A 19,475-nucleotide genomic window follows, 5' to 3' on the forward strand; every position below is an offset into this window, starting at 1 on the left:
AACGAATTGTTAAAGAGCTTTTCGAATCAGGCAGTTTGCGCTGCCAAGACCGACAATTCTACGCTTCCGTTCCGGTTTGTCAACCCCCTTTTTTCGGGGCCGCCCCGCTTTCGCAGAGCCCTCACTAAATTCCTAATCAGTGAGCCGCTTATCTTAGCACATCTCCAAGCCAGCACGTCAACCCCAGCTCAGAGCTCCTTGCCTCAGCCAACCGTGGCCATCAAACAGCACCCTCCAGGTGCCTAGCCCCAACCCTGGAGCCAGTCAACGCCTCTTCCTTAAAGCTTAGCAGAAAGAACATCAAAAACAGCGCTTTAGCACCGCTTTTCCGTCCCGTCCACCACGCCAATCCCTCAGCAGAGCCGCGCATTCTAGCGACTTTAACAAGACTGTCAACAAAAAATTTTGCGCCGCCCAATCATTCCAAGCGTACGCGCGCGAATCGACGTTTACCGACCTGGAATACATGCTCGGATCCAGCCGAACAAGAGAGGTGAGCATCCTCGACACGCTCGCCATCGACCCGCACGGCACCCTGGCCAACCATGCGGATCGCTTCTGACGTGCTTTTCACGAGCCCAGCGTCCTTGAGTAGATTGGCGATCGGCAGATGACCGGCCTCGGCGCACTGGAGCACCACCTCGGGGATGTCGTCCGGCAGAGCTCCCTTCTGGAAACGCGCGATGAAGGCATCGCGAGCCTGTTTGGCCGCGTCCGCGCTGTGGAACCGGGATACCAGCTCCATACCCAGTTCGAACTTGATGTCGCGCGGATTCGCCCCTTCGGCGACCGCCGCGCGCCAGGCATCGATCTCGGACATGCTTCTGAAGCTCAGAAGCTCGAAATAGCGCCACATCAGATCGTCGGAAACCGACATGACCTTCCCGAACATCTCATCGGGCGCATCCGTGATGCCGATATAGTTGCCGAGCGATTTCGACATCTTCTGGACGCCATCCAGCCCCTCGAGGATCGGCAGCGTGATGACGACCTGAGGATCCTGGCCATAGGCCTCCTGCAACTGACGGCCGACCAGCAGATTGAACTTCTGATCCGTGCCGCCGAGCTCGACGTCGGCCTTCAGCGCCACCGAGTCGTAGCCCTGGATGAGCGGATAGAGAAACTCGTGGACCGCGATGGGCTGCCCGGATTTGTAGCGCTTGGAGAAATCGTCGCGTTCCAGCATGCGTGCCACCGTATGCTGCGCGGCCAGCTGTATCAGCCCGGCCGCCCCCAGATCCTCGAGCCACGACGAGTTGAAGACGACCCGGGTCTTCTCGGGATCCAGGATCCGGAACACCTGATCCTGATAGGTGACGGCATTCTGCTGAACCTGCTCAGGGGTCAGAGGCTTGCGGGTCGCGCTCTTGCCGGTGGGATCACCGATCATGCCGGTGAAATCGCCGATCAGAAACAGGACCTCGTGCCCGAGATCCTGGAACTGCCTCAGCTTGTTGATCAGAACCGTATGCCCCAGATGCAGATCCGGAGCCGTGGGGTCGAACCCCGCCTTGACGCGCAAAGGACGCCCTTGCGCAAGCTTCTTGCGCAATGCATCTTCGACCAGAATTTCTTGGGTTCCGCGCTTGATGAGCGCGAGCGCCTGCTCGAGTGGCTCCACGTTCGGGTGACTCCATCTTGATTCGACCGCATCCGGATCGATCGCCCAGATCGATCGGGCCATGCCGGAACGACAAAAGCCGCCGAGCCTACGACGCCACCCGAGAAGACACAAGCGATTCGGACACCGAAGACGTACACCCTACGCTCCTTGTTACGACGCAGGGTTTGCGACTACACTAGCCTGAATCAGAAAAATCTCGTTTTTTCCTGAGATTGCGATTCTTCGATGATGCGAGACTATAAATTCAAACAGACTGAATGGCCGATTCGCAGGAAATCGGGTGGCCTTCAGAGGAAACTAGCCCGAGTATTGCTGCTGCTCGCTATCGTTGCGGCCGGCTATACCCTCTATCAGTGGATTCCATCGTCCGGGATGCTTCCCGCGCCAGAAGAGGTCGCAACCGACCCCAACGTCATCCCCTTGAAGCTTCCACCAAAACCATCCGAGACCACTGCGAGCCTTCCCGGCGAGGCGCAGTCGAATCCTTGATCCCACCCCACCAGCCGCCGATCCATACCCCCGGAGAATCGAGAGCAAGACGCTCGATCAGGCAGAAAAGGACGAACCACAACCGCAGGTCGTCGTGGCGTTCGGGTTCCTGATCACGAATTGAGCACCGTGAAGACCTTCGGTATAGTCGATTTCGGCGCCCGTCAGATATTGCATGCTCATGGGATCGACCAGCAGAGTCACCCCATCGGTCACGACTTCGGTATCACCGTCCTGGACATCTTCGTCGAAGGTGAAACCGTATTGAAAACCGGAGCATCCGCCTCCCTGAATGTAGACCCGGAGCATCAGGCCCGGATTTCCCTCCTGCTCGATCAGCTCCGCGACCTTCGTGGCCGCGGAAGAGGTGAACAGGATCGGGGCATCAACAACAGCGTCGGCTTGCATGATTCACTCATCCTCATCGATTGGGTTGTATAGGTTCGAGATGCGTCTGATGGTTCGCTCGTTCAAGCCGCAAGCGGCCGATCGCAAACCTCAGCGCGGTCCAACCACCCAGGGGAAGGTCGCCGAGGAGGGGACCAGCTGACCGCCGGCGGGCTCGACATCGATCACGACGGTTTTGGGCTCGAACCCCTCGGGCAGCTCGAATTCGCCAGCAAGATTCTGCAGATGCTCGAAATCCATATCCAGCTTCCGAGGGTCGGCAGCCGGTAGCTCATCGAGCGAGAACGCCGCCGCCTCGCCATTCTCGAGCCCTTCCAGACGCAGCCGAATGCGCCCTTGCGCCTTGGCCAAGCCCGAAACGACCTGCGCGGCCGTGAACGAATACCGAAAGACCCTTTCGACCGAACCGGCCGACACGCGGAAACCGGTCACCTGCACGGCGCCCTTGCCGCCTTCTCGGATCAGCCGTTTGAGATAGGACATCTCTCTGGCGAGAGAGACGCGATCATCCAGTGCCTGCCTCAGCTGCTCCTTGAGGATACGGGTCGATTCGAGATCGATCTGCTGGGAGCGCTCCAGCAAGCGGCGCTGACGCTCGGAGTCTTGCAAGCGGGCCTCGACCTCGTCCAGCTCGCGCTGGAGGTCGAGACGCTGCAGATTCAGATTGAAGATCTGCATACCTGCGGTGGACAGGGTACCGCCACGCCCCAGGTCGTAACCGAGCCAGAACAGAAGCGCGAGCAGCAGTGTCACCATCCCGAACAGCAACAGCCGCCGGGTGAAGCATCGGGAGGAGTCCGGCATGGAGAAGGATCAGGGCAGCAGGGCCACCGACTCCAATCCCATGGATTCCTGCAGGCCGAACATGAGATTCATGTTCTGGACGGCCTGACCGGCCGCGCCCTTGACGAGATTGTCGATCACCGACTGCACCACCACGATATCGCCGGAGCCGGGACGGGCGACGGCGATCCGGCACTGGTTGGCGCCACGCACCGAGCGCGTATCCGGATGCCCACCCGGCATCAGATCGATGAAATGCTCGTCCGCGTATCGATCGGCATAAAGACGATCGAGATCGACGCCCGGATCGGTCAGCCGGGCATAGAGCGTGGCCTCGATCCCTCGAATCATGGGCAGCAGATGGGGGACGAAGGTCAGATTCGCCCGAACCCCGGCGAACTGAGCGAGATTTTGGGTGATTTCGGGCTCATGCCGATGACCCGTCACCGAGTAGGCCTTGAAGCTCTCGCCCACCTCGGCCATCAGCAGACCGGTGGTCGCCTTGCGCCCGGCACCGCTGACACCGGATTTGGCGTCCGCGATCAGCCAGGATGGATCCACGACACCGCCGGCGAGCAATGGCAGAAAACCGAGCGTGACCGCGGTCGGATAGCAGCCGGGATTGGCGATCAGGCGGGCGCCCCGAATCGACTCGCGATTGAGTTCGGGCAGACCATAGACGGCCTCTTCCAAGAGATCCGGACACTGGTGGGGAATGCCGTACCACCGCTCCCAGAGAGCCGGATCCTTGAGCCGGAAATCGGCGGCCAGATCGATCACCCGGACGCCGCGGTCCAGCAGATCTGGAACGGACTGCATCGCGGTACCGTTCGGCGTAGCGAAGAAGACCAGATCGCAATCGCCCAGCACCGCGTTGTCCGGCTCGCTGAAGCACAGATCGACCTGGCCCCGCAGATGCGGAAAGAGATCCGCCACAGGCTGGCCGGCCTCTCCCCGCGAGGTGATGACATTCAGCGACACCCCCGGATGCCGGAGCAGGATGCGCAGGAGTTCCGCACCCGTATATCCCGTACCACCAACGATCCCGACCCTCAGCATTTCGCACCCTCAACCAAGATCACACGCTCGCGGAGCGCATCACGACACCAGCCTTCGAGCCTCGCGGCTCAGATCGGCCTCGCCAAACAATCAGCCTTCGAAAAAGCGAAAAGCGGCCTAAGCCGCTTCACCGTGACCAACCAAATTCAAGCCCGTGCAGCGGACAAGGACCGATCGAGCTACTCCGAGATCGATCGCTGCCAGGCCGGAAACCGGGATCAGGAGCAACCACCACCCGAGGAGGAGGAACCGCAACTGCTGCAGCCCCCACCGATCTGAGGAAGGTTGTTGAACACGAAGGTGGCATTGCCATCCTCGTTGTCGACGAAATCGATCTCGACGCCGCGCAGATATTCCAGCGTCGCATCGTCGACGATCACCTTGAATCCCTCGAAGGACAGAACGCCGTCGTTGTCGTTGATGACATCGGCAAAGGTCATACCGAAGCTGATACCGCTGCATCCACCTGCCGTCGCGAACACGCGAACACCCTGAACGCTGTCATCGACTTGCGTGAACAAGTCCTGCATTTTCGCCTGAGCCGGCGAGGTCAGCGTCAGATCCATCTCATTCAGCACTGCGGACATGTGGAAAACCTCTAAAACAGGGGACTTGCCTTCAAGCCCAACAGGTTAGCAGAAACCCACGAAGCCATTCCAGCGCAAAATGCATGGTTGGAGACCGAGGCGTGCTTATGCGCCCAGGGATGCGAGATGACGCTCCGCGTCGATGAGATGGCGCCCCCAATGACGATCGTAGCCGGCCGACCAGGCTGCGATGGCATGCTCGGGATCCCGATCGAAGAGACCGAGCCCCTGCTTCAGCTCGCAATAGATATCGGTCAGATCGTCGGCAAGGCTGCCGGTCATGGCCTCCGCACCTTCCTGGACGCAATCGAACTCGAGCCAGTAGCTGTCGCGATCCGCCAGAAGACGGCGCAGCCGGGCGAAGAGATCGAACCGGGCATCCAGGTCGACCGGATCGGGCCGCTCCCAATAGACGTCGCCGACACAGCAAGAGGCGATTGCGGCATGCAGACGCGGCAGGAGATCCGCGACCTCCCTCAGCCATGCATCGAGATCGTCGGAAGAGGTATCGATCAGATCGCAATAGCGACGCGCCAGCGCCGCGACGTCACGATGCTCGCGGTGAGCGCTGAAATCGAGTACCTGAGCGGATTGGGTCATTGCGTCCATGCTGAGGAGTGTAGCCGAGAAAGCGCGAATTGGGTGAATGCAGAGCGCCGACTCGGTCACACGCCCGCCTAAACCTCCACCATCTCGAACTCGTCCTTACCGACGCCGCATTCCGGACACTTCCAATCGGCCGGGACATCCTCCCAGCGCGTCCCCGGAGCGATACCGTCCTCCGGCCATCCCTTGGCCTCGTCGTAGATCAAACCGCAAACGATGCATTGATAGGTCTTCATGTCGGCACTGCTCCTTACCGAGGAACGGACATGCGCCACGACGCCGACACCAGCATCGACAAGCGCACGGGCCACGGGTTTAAATTGGACCCAAGGATCGGGGATCGACCGCGACATTTCAACTCAGCGGCCAGGGCCGAGCCCCCCTTTCGGACCGTAGCGTCCGATCTCGACGGGGCACGCCATCGCCATCGCCCGCAGCGGCCATGAAGCCGCCGATCAAGCACCATCCCGGCACGGGTTCGGTTCGAGGCAATCCTTGAGTCCAAGAGGTTTCAGTCGTCAATGAAAGAGAGTCTCGAGCGCCCCGTGGTGCTCTGCATCGGCGGACACGATCCCAGCGGAGGGGCGGGGATCCTCGCGGACGCCGAGGCGATCCAAGCTGCCAAGGCATTCGCGGTGACCGTCGTGACCGCGCTGACGGATCAGGATACCTGCGGACTGCGTCGCATCTGGCCCCAGGCGCCTGAGCGAATCGTAGAACAATGCCGGTATCTGGCGGCCGACAGCGCCCCGCGCGCACTGAAGATCGGGCTGCTCGGCAGTTCGGGCATCGTGCGGGCACTGGTTGCACTGCTCGACGAACTGCCGCATCGGTTCCCGGTCGTTCTCGATCCGGTCTTGGCCAGCGGCACCGGTCAGGCATTGGTGGACGCCGCGCTGCTCAACCAACTCCGTCACCACATGATTCGCCGCTGCAGCCTCATTACCCCCAATTTGCCCGAGGCCCGCACCCTGACCGATGCCCAGGACCCCGACGAATGCGCGACGCGTCTCAAGGCCGACGGCGCGCGGTGGATCCTGATCACGGGCACCCACGACGAAACCGACGAGGTCACCAACCGTCTCTATGGCCCCGACGGTTTCCGGCGCGACTGGACATGGCCCCGTCTTCCCGCCAGCTATCACGGTTCGGGATGCACCCTGGCGAGCGCGATCGCCGCGCGCCTCGCCTGGGGCATGGAGATGGAGGAGGCGGTCGCGGCAGGACAGTTCTACACCTGGAAAAGCCTGCAGCACGCCTTCCGCTCCGGCCGCTGCCAGCTGACCCCAAACCGTTTCCATGAACTCCACCCCTCGGAAAGGGTCCGATGACCGCAATGCTCTACGGCCTCTACGCCATCACCCTGGACTCGCCTCTCGCCCCCCCGATTCTGACCGAACAGGTCGCGCAGGCGATCGCGGGCGGGGCCGGAGTCGTCCAATACCGAGACAAGCATTCCGATCGCGCCGAGCGGTATGCCCGCGCGAGCGCCCTCCTGAAGCTGTGCCGCGACGCCGGCGTTCCCCTCGTCATCAACGACGACCTGCAGCTCGCCCGCGACCTGGGCGCGGACGGCGTCCATCTCGGCCGCGACGACCCGGATCCGCGCGAGGCGCGCTCAGGTCTCGGAGAGCGGGCGATCGTCGGCGTCTCCTGCTACGACGATTTCAGCCGAGCCGAGGCGGCGGCCGAGGCCGGTGCCAGCTATGTCGCCTTCGGCAGCTTCTTTCCGTCCACGACCAAGCCGAACGCCGTTGCGGCCGACCCGCGACTCCTCGCCCTGGCCCGCGAGCGCCTGTCGATACCAGCAGTTGCGATCGGCGGAATCACGCCACAAAATGGCGGGCTATTGATCGCGGCGGGCGCCCGAATGCTCGCGGTCGTCAGCGGCGTCTTCGCGCAGCCCGACATCGCCTCCGCCGCTCGTGACTACAGCCGACTGTTTCCGAAGGAGACCCCCCTGATGAGCCGATCCCACGACCTCTTCGAAGCCGCCCAGCGTCATATCCCCGGCGGCGTCAATTCGCCAGTGCGCGCATTTCGCGGGGTCGGGGGCGACCCGGTCTTCTTCGAGAGCGCATCCGGCCCCTATGCCTTCGATGCCGACGGCAAGCGCTATATCGACTACGTCGGCTCCTGGGGCCCGATGATCCTGGGCCACGCCCACCCCGAGGTCCTGGCCGCGGTACGCGAGCGCATGGACAAGGGGCTCTCGTTCGGTGCCCCGACCGAGATCGAGACCACCATCGCCGACAAGGTCTGCGAGCTGCTGCCGAGCGTGGACATGGTGCGCATGGTCAGCTCCGGCACCGAGGCGACCATGAGCGCACTGCGTCTGGCGCGCGGCTACACCGGGCGCGACAAGATCGTGAAGTTCGAGGGCTGCTACCACGGCCATGCCGACTCCCTGCTGGTCAAGGCCGGCTCGGGTGCGCTCACCTTCGGCGAGCCCAACTCCCCCGGCGTCCCCGCGGCACTGGCCGAGCTCACCATCACGCTGCGCTACAACGACATCGAGCAGGTGCGCGAGACCTTCGCCAAGATCGGCTCCGAGATCGCCTGCATCATCGTCGAGCCGGTCGCCGGCAACATGAACTGCATCCCGCCGGTTCCGGGCTTCCTCGAGGGACTGCGCGAGGTCTGCGACCAGTACGGCTCGGTCCTCATCTTCGACGAGGTCATGACCGGCTTCCGCGTCGGCCTGGGCTGCGCCCAGGGCACGTTCGGCATCACGCCCGACCTGACCGCACTGGGCAAGGTCATCGGCGGCGGCATGCCGGTCGGCGCCTTCGGCGGCAAGAAGGAGATCATGTCTCACCTGTCGCCGATCGGCCCCGTCTATCAGGCCGGCACCCTCTCCGGCAATCCGATCGCCATGGCCGCCGGCCTCAAGACCCTGGAACTGATCTCCGAGCCCGGTTTCTACGAGCGTCTCTCGGCCAAGGTCGAGACCCTGCTGGCAGGTCTCCAGGAGCGCGCGGACGCCGCCGGGATCCCCTTCAGCACCAACCAGGCCGGAGGCATGTTCGGGCTCTTCTTCACCGCCGACAAGGTGACCAACTACGAGCAGGCCACCCAGTGCAATCAGGATCACTTCAAGGCATTCTTCCACGGCATGCTGGAGCGCGGCGTCTACCTGGCCCCGTCGGCGTTCGAGGCCGGATTCGTCTCCATCATGCACGCAGACCAGGACATCCAGGCGACCCTGGACGCGGCCGCCGACACCTTCAAGGCCATTGCCGGCTGACGCGAACCATTCAACCGGTTTGTACGACACAGCCCAATGAACCCTGAGGCCCAGTGCCGGGTCGCCCTTGTGTCGAACCACGGCCCGACTCGCCACGGGAAGGGCCGGGCATGCCGACACGGCATCGCTCGGCCGCTTCCGCCCTGGCCTTGCCGCTCGGGCTGACAGCATGAAGCGGCCGCTCCCCGCTCTGGACCTGATTTCGTAGAGAAACGGGCCGATCGCCACTGCATCGAGGGATCATTCCCGCAGCGGCGACCGGCCCGTTTTTCGTTGTACCACTCGCACGATCACAAGGCCGCCCGACCACCGGGTGATGCCACAAAAACCTTCGGACAGACCGAAGGGCAGAGTCCAATCGCTGGAGGAAATTGCATGGGCTACCAAACCGTCTACGATCGTTCGATGAGCGATCCAGCCGCCTTCTGGGCAGACGCGGCACGACTGATCGACTGGGATACCCCCTGGGACCAGGTGCTCGACAGCAGCAATCCGCCTTTTTATCGCTGGTTCAGCGGGGCCACGCTCAACACCTGCTACAACGCCGTGGACCGGCACGTGATCGCCGGCCGCGGAGACCAGGCGGCCATCATCCACGACAGCCCGGTCACCGACACCAAGACGGTCATCACCTACGCCCAGCTCCAGGATCAGGTCGCGCGCTGCGCGGGGATACTGAAATCCCTCGGCGTCACCAAGGGCGACCGGGTCATCATCTACATGCCCATGGTGCCCGAGGCCCTCGTCGCCATGCTGGGCTGCGCCCGCATCGGCGCCATCCACTCGGTCGTCTTCGGCGGATTCTCCTCGCGCGAGCTCGCGACCCGCATCGACGACGCCAAGCCCAAGGTCATGATCGCCGGATCCTGCGGCATCGAGCCCAATCGGGTCGTCCACTACAAGCCGCTGCTGGACGCGGCGATCGACCTCGCCGCACACAAGCCAGCCAACTGCGTCATCCTGCAGCGCCCGCAGGAACCGGGCACCCTGACCCCGGGACGCGATCTGAGCTGGGCCGAGGCGATGGAGACGGCGGAGCCGGCCGACTGCGTTCCCGTCGCCGCGACCGATCCGCTCTACATCCTCTATACCTCGGGCACCACCGGACAACCCAAGGGCGTGGTCCGGGACAACGGCGGACATGCCGTCGCCATGGCCTGGAGCATGAAGCACGTCTACGACGTCGCCCCGGGCGAGGTCTTCTGGGCCGCGTCGGACGTCGGCTGGGTGGTCGGACACTCCTATATCGTCTATGCCCCGCTGCTGCTCGGCTGCACCAGCATCGTCTACGAGGGCAAGCCGGTCGGCACGCCGGACGCCGGCGCCTTCTGGCGCGTCATCCAGGAGCACCGGGTCTCGGTTCTCTTCACCGCACCGACCGCCTTCCGCGCCATCAAGCGCGACGACCCCAGTGCCGAGCACCTCGCGCGCTACGACCTGACCGGATTACGCGCGCTCTTCCTGGCCGGCGAGCGCTGCGATCCGGACACCCTGAACTGGGCCCAGAAGATCCTCGGCGTCCCGGTCATCGACCACTGGTGGCAGACCGAGACCGGCTGGGCGATCGCCGCCAACTGCCTGGGCATCGAACAGCTCCCGATCAAACCGGGGTCGCCCACCCGCGCCGTCCCCGGTTACGACGTCCAGGTGCTGGACGACGAGGGCGAACCGGTCAAGCAGGGAGACATCGGCCGCATCATGATCAAGCTGCCGATGCCGCCCGGCTGTCTCGCGACCCTGTGGGGCAACGACGAGCGCTTCGTCCAGTCCTACATGTCGATCCAGCCCGGCTACTACCTCACGGGCGACGCCGGCTATATGGACGAGGACGGCTACATCTATGTCATGAGCCGGATCGACGACATCATCAATGTCGCGGGACACCGCCTCTCCACTGGGGGCATGGAGGCGGTGCTGGCCTCGCACCCGGACGTCGCCGAATGCGCGGTGATCGGCGCGGCCGACCAGCTCAAGGGCGAGCTCCCGGTCGGACTCGTGGTGTTCAAGTCCGGCGTGAACCGCGACAAGACCCTCATCCTCAAGGAACTCGTCGACCTGGTGCGCGACCAGATCGGGCCGGTCGCCGCCTTCAAGACGGTGGTCGTCGTCGATCGTCTGCCCAAGACGCGCTCGGGCAAGATCTTGCGCGGAACCATGAAGGCGATCGCCGACGGTAAGGACTACCGGCTTCCCGCCACGATCGACGATCCTGCCATCCTGGACGAGATCACGGCCGCGCTGAGCGCGATCGGCTACGCCAAGCACGACTGATCGTGGCAAATAGCGGCGATCTGGCTCACGCTACGAGCACGGCCTGTCGCCGCCCGCCACTGAAACGCACCTAAAACGCGACACTCCAACCGAAATAGCCACATAAATGTGACACTTGACCAACCCGATCCCGATACATATGGATCCCGCTTCAGCTACCTCGACATCGAGCAACACGGAACGCCCCTCTTCATACCACGCATCTCGCCCAAGCGATCAGAGCTGGCCTTATATTTGCATATTTCACTTTGAAATATCAGATCGTTCCCGACGCCGAATCCCGGCCAGGAAACATTCCATTTCAAGACTCAGATTCTGGATCCTAATTAGGGGGGGACAAGAATGACATCCACGAGCCCAACCAAGCTCCGCTCAGGAATACACAGGCTCGCTCAACTTGCATTGTGTGGCGTGTTTTTAAGCGCGTTTTCCAGCTTCGCCGAGGCGGCGACGGTGGACATCAGCATAGGCGATTTCACCAATATCGGCACAGGCACATGGGAGCTGAACACTACCGAGACTGGAGTTATCGGTTTAGACATGTCAGGGGCAACCAGCGGCCAGCACTACGGACCTAACGAAAGTGGTGGTGATTTTAAGTATGCTCCTAATAGCTATATAGAAATCGGCAAAAATGATTCCATTATATTCACGGTTGATAGTAGCAAGGTAGCATCGATAACATTTACGGTGTGGGACTTAGATAAGAACTCCGATGCTACTGAAACTATAATCTTCGACGGCGCAACGACTCAAACGCTTACGGGAGTAGCACACAAAATCGACAATGATGATGCTCATAACCTAGGTATCTTGAGCGCCGCCATCGCACCCAACTCCAGCAATCAGATCGTGATAACTGCAGGGAGTCAAAATGGCGGCAGAGCCATCGGTGGGATGACCGTGATGACAACAGTTCCCCTGCCCTCCGCGTTCTGGCTGTTCGGCTCGGCTCTGGTCGGCTTGATCGGTATCATGAGAGCGGGAAGCACACCTACTAGATCGTTCAATCCGGCTCGATCCTGAGTATGGCCTGGACGCTGATTGGGCAACGCGGTGTGTGACAGTCGGCGAAATACTCGCTCTCGCGGATTTCGCCGCACTTCTCCGAGGAAAGCAGACATGCCCTCCCTGAAGCCGTCCGCGACGGCTTCTTGGGCAAAGTCCGATCGGATCCCAATACCCGCCATGAACACCTGAAGCGTACGATAGGTTACAGTAGACCCTATTTATCCCCTGATTGGATCGGGCATTTCAGCCACCCCCCCGAAATCGTCCTTATCCATCCTTCTCTTTAGTGTTCCTGACGAATCTGCGCAAGAACAGCATCGAACAAGATGCTGAACGGCTTCTTCACCAGCGCCAAGAGCCGTCGCACAGACTCCAGCGGTCCTCCGTCGGCCTCGTCAACGCCTCTCGGCAGCCGTCTTCCCGACCCTGAACCGAACCGCCAAGCCATCGCAGCCTTCCGGGCCGACTGCCCCCCCTTGCGGCAAGGCTTTCGACGCCTCTGTCCGCGGACGAATGTTCGCCCGTCATTCCCCTGATGATTTCAGGTCCGCGGCACCGGAAGATCTGCCTCCACGGTCTAAAACCTGAGCATCCCTGCCTGCACGAGACCGGCGAGAACCAGATAGATCCCGACGACATAATTGAGAATCGCCGGCTTGATGAGGATGAGCGCCCCCGCAGCTACCGAAATCACCGCCATAGGACGAATCGGCTGACCGTGGAAATAGTGCATGAGGCCGAGCGCGCCGATGAGTAGCAGGTAAGCGGCGACCGTATAGTTGAGGACACGCGGTACCAGCAGGATCACGACCCCGGCGACGATCGCGACCACCGCCTCCATCGGCCATTGTTGCAGCATGACTGGAATATCCATCCTGAAGTCTCTCTGAAGAGGTTGATCCGAATCCTCGGAGGGCGCAGCACGGACACCTCTCCCGGACCGGCGAAGTATAGGCCCCAAACACCTGCGCCATTGAGCGCCTCGCACGAGAGACTCCCCCCGAACATTCCGCCTCCAGTCATCGATCAAGACAACATTGTCGACAATATATTCTTGACATGCGCACAATAAGCGCTAATTTATGCAGATCAGGATAGCAATTGTCGACAGATTGAATGTCTATTCCAGCCGAAGACTTCACGGACGCCAACGGAACCATCGCCGACCGGATCTTCGATCGGCTGCGGCACGCCATCGTGGTCGGCGAGATCGCGCCGGGCAGCAAGATCAGCGAACCTGTCCTCGCCGCACGCTACGGCATCAGTCGAGGCCCGCTGCGGGAAGCGATCCGCCGGCTGGAATCCAGCAGCCTGGTCGACCGCAAGCCGAACGTCGGCGCCCGCGTCATCACGCTGACTAGCGAACAGCTGCTGGAGATCTATGCCATCCGCGAGGCGCTCGAAGGAATGGCGGCCCGTCTGGCGGCCGAGAAGATGCCGGATGCCGGCATCGCCGACCTCAGGCGCCTGCTCGACCAGCATCGCAACGAGGTCGCCCAAGAGGCCTGGCAGGCCTACTTCCAGGAGGAAGGCGACCTGGACTTCCACTTCCGCATCGTTCAAGGCAGTGGAAACCGTCGGCTCGCCAACATCCTCTGCAACGATCTCTACCACCTGGCGCGCATGTACCGCTGCCAGTTCGGGATGCGGAGCGACCGCGCACGGGACGCCCTCAAGGAGCACGAACTCATCGTGGATGCCATCTCGGACCGCGACGGCGAACTCGCCGAATGGCTGATGCGCCGCCACATCCGCATCTCGCGCCGCGCGACCGAGCGACGATTGGCGGAGATGCAGAGGAATTCTTGAACCGCAAAGGCGCGAAGGATGCCAAGGGATTGGATACATCGTCCTGGCCAGCCTCTGCAGTTCCGATCACGCAACATCGAACCACTCAGCCGGAGAGACACACCATGTCTGAGACCATGACCCCGGGCGCCAAGCTGCGTCTCGCCGTCCAGGAAGAACGCCCCCTGCAGATGGTCGGCGCCATCAACGCCTATCACGCCCGCATGGCCGAACGCACCGGATACCGCGCGCTCTATCTCTCTGGCGGCGGCGTCGCAGCCGGCTCCTACGGCATCCCGGATCTGGGCATGACCAGCCTGGACAACGTGCTGGAAGACGTCAGCCGCATCACCTACGCCTCGGACCTGCCGCTGCTGGTCGATGCCGACACCGGCTGGGGCAGCGCCTTCAACATCTCACGCACCGTCAGGCAGCTCATCCGCAACGGCGCGGCCGGCTGCCACATCGAGGACCAGGTCGCCGCCAAGCGCTGCGGACACCGTCCGGGCAAGGCCATCGTCTCCAAGTCCGAGATGGTCGACCGCATCAAGGCCGCCGTGGACGCACGCACCGACGATTTCGTCATCATGGCCCGGACCGACGCACTCGCCGTCGAGGGCATGGAGTCCGCCATCGAGCGCGCCATCGCCTGCGTCGAGGCCGGGGCCGACATGATCTTCCCCGAGGCCATGACCGAGCTGGCCCAGTACCAGCAGTTCACCGCCGCGGTGAAGGTCCCCGTGCTCGCCAACATCACCGAGTTCGGGGCCACGCCGCTGTTCAAGACCGACGAACTGGCCGACGTCGGGGTCTCGCTGGTGCTCTATCCGCTGTCGGCCTTCCGCGCCATGAACCAAGCCGCGCTCAACGTCTATCAGGCCATCCGTCGCGACGGCACCCAGGCCAATGTCGTCGACAGCATGCAGACCCGCATGGAGCTCTACGACTATCTGGACTACCACAGCTTCGAGCAGAAGCTCGACGCGCTCTTCGCCCAAGAAAAGTCGGAAGACTGAGGGTCGCGCTCCGCGATCGGGTCCAACCCGGCCGTCCAGTGCCGGACACCAGCATCCAAAACGAGGAGAAACGAGTCATGGCCGAAAACCAAGAGAGCCATCTGCCCAAGCCGAAGAAATCGGTCGCCCTATCCGGAACCGCCGCGGGCAACACCGCCATCTGCACCGTCGGACGCACCGGCAACGATCTGCACTACCGCGGCTACGACATTCTGGACTTCGCCGACCATGCCGAATTCGAGGAGATCGCGCACCTGCTCATCCACGAGCGGCTGCCGACCCACAGCGAACTGGTCGCCTACAAGCGCAAGCTGAAAGCGCTGCGCGGCCTGCCATCGGCAGTCAAGACCGCGCTCGAACAGCTGCCCGCCTCGGCCCACCCCATGGACGTGATGCGCACCGGCTGCTCCATGCTCGGCACCCTGGAACCCGAAAAAGACAGCAAGCCGATCGCCGCCGCGCGGGCCATCGGCGACCGCCTGATCGCCAGCTTCGGTTCCATGCTCCTCTACTGGTACCACTACGCCCACAACGGCCGCCGCATCGAGGTCGAAACCGACGACGACACCATCGGCGGACACTTCCTGCATCTGCTGCACGGTGAAAAGCCGCGCGCCGAGTGGGTGCGTGCGATGCACACCTCGCTCATTCTCTATGCCGAGCACGAGTTCAACGCCTCCACCTTCACCGCGCGCGTGATCGCGGGCACCAACTCCGACATGTACTCGGCAGTCACCGGCGCCATCGGCGCGCTGCGCGGCCCCAAGCACGGTGGCGCCAACGAGGTCGCCTGCGAGATCCAAGAGCGCTACGCCAACGCCGAGGAGGCGGAGGCCGACATCACCGAACGCGTCGGACGCAAGGAGATCATCATCGGCTTCGGCCACCCGGTCTACACCGTCTCCGATCCGCGCAACGAGGTGATCAAGTCGGTGGCTCGACGCCTGTCCGAGGCCAACGAGAACTCCACCATGTTCGAGGTCGCCGAGCGGCTCGAAAGCGTCATGTGGAACCTCAAGAAGATGTTCCCGAACCTCGACTGGTTCTCGGCCGTGTCCTACGCCCAGATGGGCGTGCCCACCGCCCTCTTCACGCCCATCTTCGTCATCTCGCGCACCACCGGCTGGGTCGCCCACGTCATCGAGCAGCGCAAGGACGGCAAGATCATCCGCCCGAGCGCCAACTACGTCGGCGAGGAAAACCGCAAGTGGGTGCCGATCGATCGGCGCTGATTCAGCCGCCAACGACCAGCGGCCAGCCTCCGGCTCTTTGGCGAAGTGCTTTTCGCTGGAGGCGGGAGGCTTTCTTAATCCACCAAACGAGATTCAATCCATGAGCGCACACATCGCCGACGCCAACCTGCGTCCCGATCCGGACCAGGAACTGGTCGCCATCGCGGACTATGTCTGCGACCACGAGATCGCCTCCGAGGAGGCCATCACCACCGCCCGTCACTGCCTGATGGACTCGCTGGGCTGCGCTATGCTGGCCCTGCAGTACCCGGAATGCGCGAAGCACCTCGGCCCCATCGTTCCAGGCACCCTGGTCCCGAACGGCACCCGCGTGCCCGGCACCCAGCACAGCCTCGATCCGGTCAAGGCCGCCTGGGACATCGGCGCCATGGTGCGCTGGCTCGACTTCAACGACACCTGGCTGGCCGCCGAATGGGGCCATCCCTCGGACAACCTGGGCGCCATCCTGGGTCTGGGCGACTATCTCTCGCGCAAGGCCGTGGCCGACGGCGCCGCGCCCCTGACCGTGGGCGACGTGCTCCACTACATGGTCAAGGCGCATGAGATCCAGGGCGTGCTGGCGCTGGAGAACAGCTTCAACCGGGTCGGTCTCGACCACGTGCTGCTGGTCAAGGTCGCCTCGGCCGGCGTCTCCGCCCTCATGCTTGGCGCCGACAAGGATCAGGTCATCGACACCCTGTCCCAGGCTTGGGTCGACGGGCAGTCCCTGCGCACCTACCGCCACGCCCCCAACACGGGCTCGCGCAAGTCCTGGGCGGCGGGCGACGCCAGTTCGCGCGCCGTGCGTCTGGCGATGATGGTCCAGAAGGGCGAGATGGGCCTGCCCTCGGTGCTGAGCGCGCCGCGCTGGGGCTTCTACGACGTGCTCTTCAAGGGCGAGAAGTTCGCCTTCCAGCGCGACTACGGCAGCTACGTGATGGAGAACATTCTGTTCAAAATCAGCTTCCCGGCCGAGTTCCACGCCCAGACCGCCGCCGAGTGCGCCATGACCCTGCACGCCCAGGTCAAGGACCGCATCGACGAGATCGACCGCATCGAGCTGACCACCCAGGAATCGGCCGTGCGCATCATCAGCAAGGACGGCCCGCTCCACAACCCGGCCGACCGCGATCACTGTCTGCAGTACATGGTCGCCGTGCCGCTCATCTTCGGCCGTCTCACCGCCGACGACTACGAGGACAAGGTCGCCCGGGATCCGCGCATCGACGCCCTGCGCGAGAAGATGACCGTCACCGAGGATCCGCGCTACACCCGGGAATATCTGGATCCGGACAAGCGCTCCATCGCCAACGCGGTGCAGGTGTTCTTCAAGGACGGTTCCAAGACCGAGAAGGTCGAGGTCGAGTATCCGATCGGCCATCGCCGCCGCCGCGCCGAGGGCATCCCGATGCTCGAGGCCAAATTCCTCGATGCGCTCAAGACCCGCTTCCCCAAGGGCCAGGCACAGCGCATCTACGACCTCTGTCAGGACGAGCAGAAACTGATGGCGACCCCGGTCAATCAATTCATGGATCTCTTCACGATCTGATCCTGCCCTCAGCCGCGCGAACAGGGTCACAGCCCACACCCAAGACCCTGATCGCGCGGGCCAATTTCTGTCGGCGCACACGCGAATCGACGGCGGCGGAACCGCATTGTTGTATGCTGTCCTCAGTCGTCACGACCGGCAGCAGATCTCAGGATCCTGCCAACCCGATCAGAGAGCGCCACCCGATGGACCACCCATCAGATTCCTACGCCAGACTCGTCGCGACCAATGCGGCTCTGCAGAAGCGGATCAACGAGCTGGAAGATTTCGTCGCACACCGCATTCCCCTGATCGACCCCGTCCAGGGACAGTCTCGACGTACCGGAATCCTGCTCGACAACCTCCCCGGAATGGTCTATCGCTGCCGCAACGACCCGCACTGGACCATGGAATACGTCAGCACGGGCGTAGAAAAGCTCACCGGCTATACGGCAGAAGAGATTCGGCGCAATGGGATGAACTATTCGGAGGTCATCCTCGCCGAGGATCGCGAGCGCGTCTGGGAGGCGGTCCAGTCGGCACTGGACCAGGATCGCCATTTCGAGCTCGTCTACCGCATCCGTACCCGGGAAGGAGACCTCAAATGGGTCTGGGAACGCGGTTGGGGAATCTGGTCGGAATCCGACGAACTGCTGATGCTCGAAGGATTCATCACCGACATCTCGGCACTCAAGACCACCGAGCAGGCTCTGCGCGAGAGCGAGCAGAGATACAAGCACATCGTCGAAAGCAGTCACGAGGGCATCTGGATGATCGATGCCGGCTGCCACACGACCTTCGTCAACTCGCGCATGGCCGCGATGCTGGGTTACGAGGTCGAGGACATGCTCGGCCGATGTCTGTACGACTTCATGCCGGAGGAATGCCGCGAGTCCATCCAGCGCAAGCTGGAGAAGAATGCGAGCAAGGTCGCGGAGCAGCACGACATTCGTTTCCTGCGCAAGGATGGCGCCGGAATCTGGGCTCTGCTCTCCATCAAGCCCATGACCGACGGCAATGGCGACCCTGGCGGATTGCTGGCAATGGCCGTCGACATCACCGATCGCAAGCGCATGGAGGCGACGCTGCACCGTCTGGCGACATCGGATCCGCTCACCGGGCTCTTCAACCGACGCCACTTCTATCATCTGGCGCAACAGGAGCTGGAGCGATTCAGGCGTTATCGGTATCCGCTCACCGCCATCATGGCCGACCTGGATCACTTCAAGCGGACCAACGACACCTTCGGCCACCTTGCCGGCGACCTGGTGCTGCAGAAAGCGGCCGAACTCATGCGGGAGCAGTTGCGGACATCGGACATCCTCTGTCGCTATGGCGGTGAAGAGTTCGCCATGCTGCTACCCGAAACCGACCTGAAGACGGCCGTGATCACGGCCGAGCGCCTGAGGGCCACGATCGCCGCGAAGCCCGTGGAAACCGATCAGGGATCGATCGCCATGACTGTCAGCCTGGGTGTCGCCGAACTCCCCCCCGGCAGCATGCGCACGGTGGAGACGCTGCTCGACTATGCCGACCGCATGCTCTATATCGCCAAGGAACGTGGACGTAATCAGGTCGCGGTCCGGGACGAAGCCACACCGTCCGCGTCCTCCGCCGCCGCACCGGACGGACACGACGACGAAGGACGAACGGCACCGAAATCCGGTCAATGATCGGACTTGCCGGCCGAGGAGCTCACGAAGTTGACGAAGCGCGACTGAATTGCCTTGGCCCAAACGGGCTGCGGCCAGTTCCAACCGATGATGACTCCGACGATGATTCCAAGCAGCAATGCGAGCATGCTCGTTCCTCCAGTTGGAGTGAAT

At 62.7% G+C, this 19,475-nt stretch carries 18 protein-coding genes and 1 pseudogene; 10 read left to right on the top strand and 9 right to left on the bottom strand.

Annotation, left to right across the window (positions count from 1 at the left end; all coding sequences use genetic code 11):
- Positions 1 to 418: 418 nt before the first annotated feature.
- The 7 genes from tyrS to D779_RS16620 form a co-directional block, all read right to left on the bottom strand.
- Positions 419 to 1,621 carry a tyrosine--tRNA ligase gene (tyrS, locus tag D779_RS16590; protein WP_043756269.1) on the bottom strand — a complete coding sequence of 401 codons (1,203 nt, stop codon included), beginning with the start codon at positions 1,619 to 1,621 and terminating at the stop codon, positions 419 to 421.
- 549 nt (positions 1,622 to 2,170) lie between these two features.
- Entirely contained in the window at positions 2,171 to 2,521 is a 351-nt protein-coding gene (gene erpA, locus D779_RS16595; RefSeq protein ID WP_043756201.1) for an iron-sulfur cluster insertion protein ErpA, read from the bottom strand.
- Between the two features lie 90 nt (positions 2,522 to 2,611).
- Positions 2,612 to 3,325 carry a DUF6776 family protein gene (locus D779_RS16600; RefSeq protein ID WP_043756203.1) on the bottom strand — a complete coding sequence of 238 codons (714 nt, stop codon included), beginning with the start codon at positions 3,323 to 3,325 and terminating at the stop codon, positions 2,612 to 2,614.
- 9 nt (positions 3,326 to 3,334) lie between these two features.
- Positions 3,335 to 4,363: an N-acetyl-gamma-glutamyl-phosphate reductase gene (argC, locus tag D779_RS16605; RefSeq protein WP_043756205.1), complete on the bottom strand. Its 1,029-nt coding sequence runs from the start codon at positions 4,361 to 4,363 to the stop codon at positions 3,335 to 3,337.
- Positions 4,364 to 4,581: 218 nt separating this feature from the next.
- A complete protein-coding gene (locus D779_RS16610) occupies positions 4,582 to 4,950 on the bottom strand; it encodes a HesB/IscA family protein (RefSeq protein WP_043756208.1) in 369 nt (122 codons plus the stop codon).
- A gap of 105 nt (positions 4,951 to 5,055) precedes the next feature.
- Positions 5,056 to 5,550, bottom strand: coding sequence for a DUF5063 domain-containing protein (locus D779_RS16615; protein ID WP_052348214.1), 495 nt, complete (start codon positions 5,548 to 5,550; stop codon positions 5,056 to 5,058).
- Positions 5,551 to 5,627: 77 nt separating this feature from the next.
- On the bottom strand, positions 5,628 to 5,792 hold the full coding sequence (locus D779_RS16620; RefSeq protein ID WP_043756209.1) for a rubredoxin: 165 nt from the start codon (positions 5,790 to 5,792) through the stop codon (positions 5,628 to 5,630).
- Positions 5,793 to 6,077: 285 nt separating this feature from the next.
- Between D779_RS16620 and thiD the strand changes: the two genes are divergently transcribed.
- The 5 genes and pseudogenes from thiD to D779_RS22365 all read left to right on the top strand — a co-directional run bounded on the left by thiD (position 6,078) and on the right by D779_RS22365 (position 12,100).
- Entirely contained in the window at positions 6,078 to 6,887 is an 810-nt protein-coding gene (thiD, locus tag D779_RS16625; protein WP_043756212.1) for a bifunctional hydroxymethylpyrimidine kinase/phosphomethylpyrimidine kinase, read from the top strand.
- Positions 6,884 to 7,513: pseudogene (gene thiE, locus D779_RS22690) on the top strand (thiamine phosphate synthase); the annotation flags it as partial. The gene thiD and the pseudogene thiE, both read left to right, overlap by 4 nt.
- A gap of 6 nt (positions 7,514 to 7,519) precedes the next feature.
- Positions 7,520 to 8,803, top strand: a complete 1,284-nt coding sequence (hemL, locus tag D779_RS16630; protein ID WP_043756273.1) for a glutamate-1-semialdehyde 2,1-aminomutase — start codon at positions 7,520 to 7,522, stop codon at positions 8,801 to 8,803.
- A gap of 375 nt (positions 8,804 to 9,178) precedes the next feature.
- Complete coding sequence (locus D779_RS16635; RefSeq protein WP_043756214.1) at positions 9,179 to 11,074, top strand: propionyl-CoA synthetase; 1,896 nt, start codon at positions 9,179 to 9,181, stop codon at positions 11,072 to 11,074.
- A gap of 411 nt (positions 11,075 to 11,485) precedes the next feature.
- Positions 11,486 to 12,100, top strand: a complete 615-nt coding sequence (locus tag D779_RS22365) for a hypothetical protein (protein WP_157726438.1) — start codon at positions 11,486 to 11,488, stop codon at positions 12,098 to 12,100.
- A 562-nt stretch (positions 12,101 to 12,662) separates the two neighbouring features.
- On the opposite strand, the gene D779_RS16640 is transcribed toward D779_RS22365, so the two are convergent.
- Positions 12,663 to 12,944 carry a DUF3096 domain-containing protein gene (locus D779_RS16640; RefSeq protein ID WP_232424224.1) on the bottom strand — a complete coding sequence of 94 codons (282 nt, stop codon included), beginning with the start codon at positions 12,942 to 12,944 and terminating at the stop codon, positions 12,663 to 12,665.
- A gap of 257 nt (positions 12,945 to 13,201) precedes the next feature.
- Between D779_RS16640 and D779_RS16645 the strand changes: the two genes are divergently transcribed.
- From D779_RS16645 to D779_RS16665, 5 genes are all read left to right on the top strand, one after another.
- On the top strand, positions 13,202 to 13,894 hold the full coding sequence (locus D779_RS16645) for a GntR family transcriptional regulator (RefSeq protein ID WP_043756217.1): 693 nt from the start codon (positions 13,202 to 13,204) through the stop codon (positions 13,892 to 13,894).
- A gap of 104 nt (positions 13,895 to 13,998) precedes the next feature.
- A complete protein-coding gene (prpB, locus tag D779_RS16650; RefSeq protein ID WP_043756219.1) occupies positions 13,999 to 14,889 on the top strand; it encodes a methylisocitrate lyase in 891 nt (296 codons plus the stop codon).
- 77 nt (positions 14,890 to 14,966) lie between these two features.
- On the top strand, positions 14,967 to 16,121 hold the full coding sequence (gene prpC, locus D779_RS16655) for a bifunctional 2-methylcitrate synthase/citrate synthase (protein ID WP_043756221.1): 1,155 nt from the start codon (positions 14,967 to 14,969) through the stop codon (positions 16,119 to 16,121).
- A 100-nt stretch (positions 16,122 to 16,221) separates the two neighbouring features.
- The gene (locus D779_RS16660) at positions 16,222 to 17,670 is read left to right on the top strand and encodes a bifunctional 2-methylcitrate dehydratase/aconitate hydratase (protein WP_043756223.1); all 1,449 of its coding nucleotides are present in this window, start codon (positions 16,222 to 16,224) and stop codon (positions 17,668 to 17,670) included.
- Between the two features lie 185 nt (positions 17,671 to 17,855).
- Positions 17,856 to 19,322, top strand: a complete 1,467-nt coding sequence (locus D779_RS16665; protein ID WP_198295743.1) for a sensor domain-containing diguanylate cyclase — start codon at positions 17,856 to 17,858, stop codon at positions 19,320 to 19,322.
- On the opposite strand, the gene D779_RS23170 is transcribed toward D779_RS16665, so the two are convergent.
- Positions 19,316 to 19,450 carry a hypothetical protein gene (locus tag D779_RS23170; protein WP_269747399.1) on the bottom strand — a complete coding sequence of 45 codons (135 nt, stop codon included), beginning with the start codon at positions 19,448 to 19,450 and terminating at the stop codon, positions 19,316 to 19,318. The two genes, D779_RS16665 and D779_RS23170, sit on opposite strands and share 7 nt — an antisense overlap.
- Positions 19,451 to 19,475 lie beyond the last annotated feature (25 nt).

The sequence above is a fragment of the Imhoffiella purpurea genome (assembly GCF_000585215.1).
GTDB lineage: Bacteria > Pseudomonadota > Gammaproteobacteria > Chromatiales > Chromatiaceae > Imhoffiella > Imhoffiella purpurea.